The 9,607-nt window shown below is 44.6% G+C and carries 8 protein-coding genes; 2 read left to right on the top strand and 6 right to left on the bottom strand.

Annotation, left to right across the window (positions count from 1 at the left end; translation table 11 throughout):
* Positions 1 to 2: 2 nt before the first annotated feature.
* The 5 genes from QUA71_RS00315 to QUA71_RS00295 form a co-directional block, all read right to left on the bottom strand.
* Positions 3 to 128 (bottom strand): hypothetical protein, encoded by a 126-nt coding sequence (locus QUA71_RS00315; RefSeq protein ID WP_333280795.1) that lies wholly within the window; start codon positions 126 to 128, stop codon positions 3 to 5.
* Between the two features lie 539 nt (positions 129 to 667).
* Positions 668 to 2,143, bottom strand: coding sequence for an adenylate/guanylate cyclase domain-containing protein (locus tag QUA71_RS00310; protein WP_333280793.1), 1,476 nt, complete (start codon positions 2,141 to 2,143; stop codon positions 668 to 670).
* Between the two features lie 70 nt (positions 2,144 to 2,213).
* Positions 2,214 to 2,558, bottom strand: a complete 345-nt coding sequence (locus tag QUA71_RS00305) for a slr1659 superfamily regulator (RefSeq protein ID WP_333280790.1) — start codon at positions 2,556 to 2,558, stop codon at positions 2,214 to 2,216.
* A gap of 46 nt (positions 2,559 to 2,604) precedes the next feature.
* Positions 2,605 to 3,183 carry a DUF6272 family protein gene (locus tag QUA71_RS00300; protein WP_333280787.1) on the bottom strand — a complete coding sequence of 193 codons (579 nt, stop codon included), beginning with the start codon at positions 3,181 to 3,183 and terminating at the stop codon, positions 2,605 to 2,607.
* Between the two features lie 77 nt (positions 3,184 to 3,260).
* On the bottom strand, positions 3,261 to 5,234 hold the full coding sequence (locus QUA71_RS00295) for a PP2C family protein-serine/threonine phosphatase (RefSeq protein WP_333280785.1): 1,974 nt from the start codon (positions 5,232 to 5,234) through the stop codon (positions 3,261 to 3,263).
* 528 nt (positions 5,235 to 5,762) lie between these two features.
* Between QUA71_RS00295 and QUA71_RS00290 the strand changes: the two genes are divergently transcribed.
* Positions 5,763 to 6,347, top strand: coding sequence for a hypothetical protein (locus tag QUA71_RS00290; RefSeq protein ID WP_333280782.1), 585 nt, complete (start codon positions 5,763 to 5,765; stop codon positions 6,345 to 6,347).
* Between the two features lie 262 nt (positions 6,348 to 6,609).
* On the opposite strand, the gene mnmA is transcribed toward QUA71_RS00290, so the two are convergent.
* Positions 6,610 to 7,701 (bottom strand): tRNA 2-thiouridine(34) synthase MnmA, encoded by a 1,092-nt coding sequence (gene mnmA, locus QUA71_RS00285; RefSeq protein ID WP_333280780.1) that lies wholly within the window; start codon positions 7,699 to 7,701, stop codon positions 6,610 to 6,612.
* 123 nt (positions 7,702 to 7,824) lie between these two features.
* Between mnmA and QUA71_RS00280 the strand changes: the two genes are divergently transcribed.
* Positions 7,825 to 9,477, top strand: a complete 1,653-nt coding sequence (locus tag QUA71_RS00280; RefSeq protein ID WP_333280777.1) for an NAD(P)H-hydrate dehydratase — start codon at positions 7,825 to 7,827, stop codon at positions 9,475 to 9,477.
* Positions 9,478 to 9,607 lie beyond the last annotated feature (130 nt).

Here is a 9,607-nt window from a genome sequence, read left to right as displayed (position 1 = left end):
CCTCATTCATCCGCCAACTTTTTCTGAGACAGCTTCAGCGCTTGCCCCAGTTCTCGCCCCCAATTATCGATCGCTGCTTGTTCCGCCCTCAGCCGTTCTATTTTTTTGAGAGGTCTCAGAATTAACAATAAAGCTTTTTATATTTTACACCTTTGACAGAGCCCGGAGGTCAGTCATCTCTCTCAAGATAGGTTTTAGTTGTTGCGGCTTGAACATATAAACGCTTCAGCTTACAAACGCGCGTCTATTACCGGGGACGGTTTGGCTTTGCTTGAAACTCTCGGGTTTATGCTTTTCCTAAAAGTTCTATTTTTGATGGTGTTGTGGCTGATTTTAAACACGCGATAGGCTTCTGTTTTCTTCATCCCAGAAAGCTCTCGGGCCTGGGATGACTTGGTGACGCAAGTCATAACTGTAGAGTTTGGCCATGAGCGGATTGAACATTATCAAGACGAGGGACTATCTCTAGTATCTGTCCTAACAGCCTTGGCGACTGTTAGTTATATTATTCGGATGTAACCGGATTTGATATGATTGATGATTCATGACTCCGCCCAACAACGGATATTTGCTTTCCGACAGGAGTTGTGAGCAGTTGAAAATTTTAGACCAAACTTCAATGTCCCAGATTCCTCCGTGGAATGAATCTAAAATCGACTAACTTGCTTTAAATTCCTTTGAGGAGCGATCGCCAATCCCGACAGCGTTTCAAGTAAATGCGAGCTACCCGATCGCTCGGATTTGTCCGCAAACATTCTTCAAACAATTTCCCCGCTTCTCGGAAATCCTTGCGATCGCACAGTAACATAGCTTCATTATATACAGGCAAATTTGCTAGCTTGGCCGACAGAATTTCCGGCGGATCTGCATCAAATACCTCATAGACTACGACATATTGAGATTTTCCTTTTACCTGTACTTTATCTACAATCCTAATAGCATAATCGTTCGGATTTCGCAACCGTTCCAAAGTCTGCTGAGAAATTAACAGAGGTACGCCGTAATCTTTGGTCAATCCTTCAATGCGAGATGCTAGATTAACAGCATCGCTAATCACAGTGCTGTCCATTCGGCTTTTACCCCCGACTGTCCCCAGCATCAAAGAACCCGAATTGATGCCAATTCCAATTTGAATCGGGATGTAGCCGACGCCTTGACGGTATTCGTTGTAATTTTTTAGGAGATTTAGCATTGCAATACCCGCTTTCACTGCATCATCTGCAAAGTCACTAAACAAAGCCATAATTGCATCGCCGATGTATTTGTCAATAAACCCGTTATTGCTAGTAATGGCAGGCTCCATCCGCGAAAGATAGGCATTGATAAATTTAAAATTTTGTTGGGGAGTCATAGTTTCTGAAAGCGTCGTGAAATCGCGAATATCCGAAAATAGCACCGACATTTCCTGCTGCACTTGGTCGCCTAAATTGACATCTATAATACTTTCATATCCCAACAAATTTAGAAATTGGTGAGGCACAAATCTACCGTAGGCATCAGTTAACTCTGATTCGGCATCCAGGGATTTTTCTAAATTTTGATTAAGGTCAAATAGTTTCTTAATAAATAAATGGCGATCGGCTTCAGCTTCTTTGCGTTCCGTGACATCTTGAAAAACTGCGATCGCAAAAGCAACTTTGCCAGCCTCGTCAAAAATTGGCGTTCCCCAAATCTCAAGGGGAACTTTCTTGTGGGGTTGATGAATTTCCAAATCCTCAGCCGTCGCGTTTTCGCCCCTCAAAGCTCGGACGATCGGCAAATTCTCGAAAGGGTAAATAGTGTCAGTTCCCGCAATATAAATTTGATAACTTTCTGACAAATCCTCAACTGCATTTAATGGCAAAACTCCTTGACCGAGTAACTGCTGTCCGGCCTGATTTACGTAGTAAGGTCTGCCTTGAGAATCCAGCACGAGCACACCTATGGGAATCGCTTCGAGAAATTGAGCCAGCTTGACTTCGCCTTCGCGCACCGCCTCGAATGCACGAGATCGCAACTCAGTTTCCACCGTATCGGAATGTTCAGCAGTAGTTTCCAGCAAGATTTCCAGATCCGCTTTTTCCTCCTTCAAGTCTTCCACTTGCTGGCGCAATCTTTCTATCTCTAAAAGTAGCTGTTCTCTAGATGGTTGTTCTTCCAGCATAACTCGAGAATTGGCGCCTCGACTAACAAAAAATTGCTCAACAGCTCGCACCCTAAAAGTAATCGTGTTTCTAGAAAAATTCCAACTCCAAACCAGGCATCAGGCGCTGGAAATTCTTCAAAGATTTACCGTGCCAAGCTATGCTTTGAGAACCTTGTACCGCCATTTGCACCCTGGCTGTTTTCCGAACCTCGATAATAAACTTCGATAGCATATTGATGCCAGAACTGTTCAAAAATTCTAACTGCTGCAAATTTAGGGTAATTTTCATCGGTTCCACGTCGGCAACCTTCGCCAGCAACTCCGCTATCGGCGTGTACTCTGCAGGCCCGCTCAGCCTTAGAGATCCAAGAAAACTCACGGTTGCCGTTGCTGGATCGTAACAGATCTGGTAATCTCGTGTATTAATTTCCATAGCCACAAAAAAAAGTCCCTTAGATATTATCGATCGCCAGCGTTGCTTATACTGTTAATTGCACCATAGTTGTCACCGCAATTACTTCCGGGTCTTGGTGCACGGTCTGGAATTTCCAGCCAAGTTTAGCAGTATAATCGGTGAGCATGGTCAACAAACCCAATCCAGAATTGGTACAGCTTTCGTCAGCAGCATTTTTTTCCAGCCGCTGAATGTAAAGTTCGCTTGGCTCCGAGGACAGCAACTGCTGAATATAAGCCTGAAACTTGTCCACAGCTTGCGGAGAGATGCTGTTAGCAACTGAGAAAATCACACCGTCGCTCTCTAATTGCAGTTTAATATCGATCGGGTACTCCGAGGTTTCATCATTAAACTTCATGGCATTTTCTAATAACTCGTTGGCAATGTAGCTAACAGCGCTTTTTATTTCAGCTTGTCTTTCAATTGTCGAGGGCTCGTCTTCGTGGCGCGGAAAAAAAGTCGTCAGGTAGTCAGCCAGAAAATCCGCCGACAAACCGTTGTTCCGCCACCGCTGCTTGAGAGGAACCGAACTCGGAGAAAATCCAATTATTAAGTATTCTTGGCTAGCGGGCTGCTCGATGAAATCGCCGAAAATCTGGGTCATATCGGTGTAAGAGCTAAAGTTTGAGATGAGGGGTCTCACTAAATATATTTTAAACTTTAGAAGGGATATCCAAGTAGTTATTTTTGTTTGAGTACCAGCAATGTGATGTCATCAAAAACTTTTTGTTCGCCGATGTGCGATCGCACGTCGTTAATTACAGCCTGCCTGATTTCGGCAGCCGAACGCTGCGAATTAATCTCTATTACCTTAATTAACCGCTCTAAACCATAAAGCAGTTTATCCATATTTTTAGCTTCCGTAATCCCGTCAGTGTACAGCACTACCACATCTCCTGAATACAAGTGCACAATTGTTTCAGCAACGAATTCAGCAATATCTGCATCCAGTCCGATCGGGAAACCCAAATCGATCGTATCAAACCGCTCTACACAACCGTTAGATCGCACTACAATCATTTCTTCGTGCTGGCCGCTCAACTTCAGCATTCCCTGCTGATAGTCGAGCAAGGCAAGGCTAGCGTTTCTGTCGCATTTCATCCGCTGGATGTTATCGTAAATTACACTGTTAATAGCGCTGAAAAATTTAACCGGGTCTGATTCATTGTAAGCAAGCAAAGTTCGGACGGCCGTTTGAACCATAATCATTACAACGCCGCTCTCCAATCCATGTCCCGTCACGTCGCCAATGCCAATTATCACTCTACCTTTGTGCTGGAGTACGTCGTAATAGTCGCCGCCTACTTCATCGGCAGCTTCCATAAATCCCGCAATATCTAAGCCCATAACTTCCTTGAGTTCTCGGTCTTTCGGCAGCAGCATCTGCTGAATCTTGCGAGTAACGTCTAGTTCTGCGCTCATTCGGAGATTTTCAGCTTTTAAGCGATCGTTGAGAACAGTAATTTCTTGATTAGCAGCAACTAAGGCATCGGCAATTTTGTTAAACGCAGCCACAACTTGCCCCAGTTCATCTCTGTTATCCAAAATAATTTTGTGATCGACATTGCCACTTGCCATCTTTTTTGAGGCTTCGTCTAGGACAAATACTGTTTGCATAACGCTTCTGTAAAAAGCTACAAATAAATAAATAACTATTAGTAAAGTTATTAACACCAAAACCGAAATAAAAAGTTTTTTTGTAACAAAACTCTCAATACGTTTGTGCAGTAAGAAGTCTAATTCCTTAGAAGTTTCGTCCCATAGTTCAAAACTCGAATCCAGAACTCTATCGCTTCCATCAAGATAGGCATAATATTCCACTAAGGCTGTGGGATTAATCAGTTTATCTAGTTGCGCGGTTAGCAGATCTACTACCGAGTTAAATTTTGTCAATTTATCGCTTAATTTCGATCGCAGATTCCCGTGACGATTATTGCTAAATCCTACCTCCATATTGATTGCTAAATCATGATTAAGTTCTCTCAATTTGCCAGCCAAAGTAATCAGTTTTGCTCTTGTTTCAGGTTTGGCATAGGAAAGCAAGCTGTTTTTTTGAGAAAGTAGTCTAATTTCTGATAAAATTTTTTGCATTTCTGGAATCTTCAGCAAAGTTGCATCCATTAAATAATAGGTATCTAAATCAGGGTCTAATATGAGATTGGAAATATCGCCGACGTGAGCGCTCAATCTATTAATATCTTCTGTTAAACTTTGGCATACAAAATCGTAAGTTTCTCTACTCCAATGGCTGCGACGAAGTTTAAACTTTTGCCAAGTGTGATAGATTTTATTAAAATACTCGCTAGAAACTAATTCTTTTCCTAACTGACGGTCTGTATATACCAGGGATTGAAAGTTCGCGTCAATCTTACCTTCTAAATCTGCTATCGTATCTTGCGGGCTTAAATTTGTATTTAAAGGCTGATAATTTAACAGTTGAAGTTTAGGTATGTATTGCCTCAACTGGCGGAGCGGGCGCAGGTATTCATTACCGTATATTTCTTTTTGGGCAAAATCAACCCTGCTATTAATTTCTGAAATCAGCAGGTACATGACTAAGGTTAACGGTATTGCAAATAGAAAACCGATTAGGGTAAATTTTTGAGGATAGCTCAACCGATTCATTAAATGGATTCCCAGGGATTTTCTACTCATAATCGATAGATTTCAAAAATATTGAACTAAAAAACTAACGTTTGCTACTAAAGTATTTCCCGGGACTATCGCTCTAAAAAACAATAATGCTAATACAATTAATCAGCGATAGCTAGCTTAGTTTATAATGCGTTTCCGTCCTGTTGCAACAAGTTTTGTGGCATCCCTTTCATCTCCTCGGCTCAGCTCGCCTACCACAGTCTAAAACACCTTTAGCAGTTTTGGAACGATGAAAAGTCATTCGTGCTGAGATTGTGGGACACAATTAGAGGATTTTAAGAATATTTACTTAAGCATAAATTTTTCTTAATACCCCGAGACAAAAAGTAAAAATTAAGTGATAACTGGGTAGTGCAAGTTTCCTGAAACACAACTGCCGGCCGCGAGTAGGAAATACTTGGGCCGCACCAGCAGTCAAGTTAGTTCTGCACAAAGGAACTAGCAGCATCAGCAAAAGTGCCTAAATAAGTATCTGCAGTTGAGTGTTCAGGAGCGATCGCGCATTGTGTAAAGTGAGGCAGAGGGCGTATGATGAAAAGAATCTCCACAAATAAATTTCCCCAGAATAAAAACCGAGACCAAAAGCAGCCCAATCCAGTAATCTTGGCTTTGGTGCTGACAGGAATTCTGGTATGGGAAATGTATCCGGCGCTAAGACACACCGCTGCGGCGAACGCGGGCGCTCTCAAAGATTCCCTTGCCCAGTTGGATAAGCAACAGCAGCAAACCGCGCAGCAATTTTCCTCAGCAGCGCTGCCCCCAAAAATCAGCTATTCGGTATTGGCACTTAATACTCTAATTTCCGAACCGGGCAATTTGGCCGAGGCTACACGCCAAAATCCCCCGAACAAATTGCCCGCAACCGTAGCAACAGCAGTTCGCCGAGAGTTGTCGGACTCCACTGGCATTGCTGCTGACAAGTTGAAAGTAACTGAATCGAGCGGACAAAGTTGGCCGAATACTTGTTTAGGACTCTCGAAAGCAGATGAAATTTGCGGTCAAATGATTGTCGAAGGTTGGCGGGTTGTGGTTTCTGATGGTAGGCAAACTTGGGTTTACCGTACTAATGCTAGGGGAAATATCTTGCGTTTGGAAAAAAAGTCAGCTAGGTAAATGTACCCCTGTGAAATGAAATATAAGTTTCATTTTGGGACAGGCTTTTGGGCCTGTTCCACAAAGAGTGAATTTTCTGGTGGGAAGTTGGTTGTGGGCTTCTGGGAACAGGCAAGATGCCTGTTCCACAAAGAGTGAATTTTCTTGTTGGAAGTGTCTTGTGGGGTGAGCTTCTGGGAACAGGCAAGATGCCTGTTCCACAAAGAGTTAGTTTTTTGGTGGGTGGTTTCTTGTGGGGTGGGCTTCTAGCCCGCCCCTTGCCTTAATTTGGGAGTTGGTTTCTTTCGATGATGCCGCCGCCCAACAGCACGTCTCCGTCATACCAAACAGCCGCTTGTCCGGGGGTAATGCTCAACTGCGGTTCGTCAAAAATCAACTTAACTCTTGTACCGCCGGCTTTTTCCTCTGCTTGGGATGGTTCCACAGGAATAATAGTAGCGGGCACGGGGTGCGATCGATATCGAATCTGTACCTGAGCCCGAATTGGAGCCGTCGGAGCAGCCACAGAAACCCAATTCACTTTCTGGACTGTACACTCAGATTCTACTGCCAACTGTCGATCGCCCACAATTACCCGATTGCCAGCAGCATCGAGTTCAATCACGTACAGCGGTTCCGGTGCAGCAATACCGAGTCCCTTCCGCTGACCGATAGTGTAGTGGTGTACGCCGTCGTGCTGTCCGAGCACCCGCCCAGACTTGTCCACAATGTCACCCTTTTGCGGCGCAATGTACTTGTCCAGAAAAGCCCGCATCGAACCGTTACTTTCCACCAAGCACAAATCCTGACTTTCCGGCTTATCAGCAGTTTTCAAGCCAAATTCCGCCGCAATTCTGCGAGTTTCAGTCTTGGTAATTCCCCCCAAAGGAAACTCCGTACCCGCCAACAAATCCTGTGTTAGATCGTACAAGAAATAAGACTGATCTTTCGCAGGGTCGATCGCCCGCAGCAACTGATAGCGACCTGTAGCAGCATCGTAAGTAATCCGAGCGTAGTGCCCTGTAGCGATTTTTTCAATTCCGAGTTCTTCGCGAGCATACTTAAGCATTGGCCCGAACTTCACAGTTTTATTGCACTGCGAACAAGGCAGAGGTGTAACTCCTGCACTGTAACCCTCCACCAAATAATCGACAATACTTGCCTGAAAGACCTCGCGGCTGTCAACAATGTGGTGGGGAACGCCCAAATCTTCGCAAATTTTAGCTGCATCGACCATTCCCTCAGAGCAGCACTGACCTTTGCCCTTCATCAACCACAGCGTTAAACCCACCACTTCATATCCCTGATGGTGTAAAATTGCGGCTGCTGCGGAACTATCGACCCCGCCGGAGAGGCCTACAACAATCTTGTTCATGGTTGGGGAGAAATTGCTATTTTACTGTTACTTTGTTCGATCGAGCTAATTCATTGTAGCACTAAAATACTACAAACTGCGACTGCTGCTGTTAGCTGAAAGCTTACCACCACTGTAATCGAAATGACTATTCAAAAATTTGTTGTGACCGCCGACCAAATGCGGCAAATAGAAACGAGAATCTTTGCTGCTGGAATGCCAGTCGCAGCTTTAATGGAAAAAGTCGCGGGACTGATTGCTAGACGCATTCAGACGCTTTTGAAAGCGGAAGGAAGTTCGGCAACGGGCAGTGTACGGGATTTAACGGATAGAAGGAAAAGGCAAGAAGGAAAAAATCTTGTTAATTCTCAATTCCCAGTTATCGGCGTATTGGTTGGGCCGGGACACAACGGCGGCGATGCTTTGGTTGTTGCCCGCGAATTGCACTTTCAAGGATTCCAAGTAGTTATTTACTGCCCCTTTTCTAAACTCAAAGAACTAACAAAAAATCACGCTGATTATGCGCGTTGTTTAAATATTCCATTTATTGACAAAATTGAAGCGCTGAAAAACTGCCATTTGCTCGTAGATGGTTTATTTGGATTTGGATTAGAACGAGAAATTATTAACGCCACTGCCGCAGCCCTTGAGGAAATAAATAACTTAAATATACCAATTTTAAGTATAGATATTCCCTCGGGAATTCATACAGATACCGGAGAAGTTTTGGGAACGGCAATCCGGGCAAAACATACATTATGTTTGGGTTTGTGGAAAATGGCATTTATGCAAGACCGAGCATTAGAATATATCGGCAGTTCCGAATTAATTGATTTTGATATTCCCGCAGCAGATATTGCAGCAATATTGGGCGAAACGCCAGCACTCCAACGCATTACAACAGCCTCGGCAACTCAGCATTTGCCGTTACCCCGATCGCCCATTTCGCACAAATACACCAACGGTCACTTACTAATTATTGCAGGTTCCCGCCGCTACAGCGGAGCAGCAATTTTGGCAGCATTGGGAGCAAGAGCTAGCGGCATCGGAATGCTGTCAATTGCTGTTCCTGAGTCGATTAAACCGATGTTGAGCAGTCAGTTGCCAGAGGCATTAGTTATAGGATGTCCCGAAACCCAAAGCGGTGCAATTAGCGAGTTGCCAGTAGCAATTGATTTGAGTTCTTATGATGCGATCGCCGCAGGGCCAGGTCTGACATTGGAAGCTGCAATAGCTGTAGAATCTTTACTGGAGAGCGATCGACCTCTGGTTTTAGATGCTGACGGTTTAAATATCCTCGCTCAACTCGGCACAGTCCCGATTTTGTCCGAACGTTCAGCACTGACAATTATCACGCCTCACCCGGGCGAATTCAAGCGTTTATTTCCCGACTTAGCGGATCTAACGGGCGAGGATCGAATTGCTGCAACTCAAGCAGCAGCTCAACTTTGCGGCGCAACGATATTGCTCAAGGGAGCGAGAGTTTGCATAAGTTGGAAGGAGGAGGGCGATTCCCTACCGGATAGCTACGCTTCACGTACCATAACCTACCTCAATCCCGAAAGCACCCCAGCCCTCGCCAGAGGCGGCAGCGGCGACGTTCTGACAGGCTTGTTAGGGGGACTATTAGCAACTGCGATCGCCCGCAAATCCCCCCCCCAATCAGTTGCCGCAACAGCAGCTTGGTGGCACGCTCAAGCCGGAATCATGGCTGCCAAAGAACGGACGGAATTAGGAGTAGATGCCTTTACTTTGACACAGTATTTAATTCCAACATTGCGAGAATTTGCTGAGTAAACAATCAACATGAGTTGGTAGGGTGCGTATCCCGCATCTTTGTATTGGGTAGGTGTCCACCGCGCACCTTACCCCTTGGTTTGTATTGACAACGAAAGTCCTCATAAAAATATTACAACTTGCATTCCTT

Source organism: Microcoleus sp. MON1_C5 (assembly GCF_036701875.1).
GTDB lineage: Bacteria > Cyanobacteriota > Cyanobacteriia > Cyanobacteriales > Microcoleaceae > Microcoleus.
Note: the sequence above shows the minus strand (reverse complement) of the source record. Positions and strands in the feature narration are given on the sequence as shown.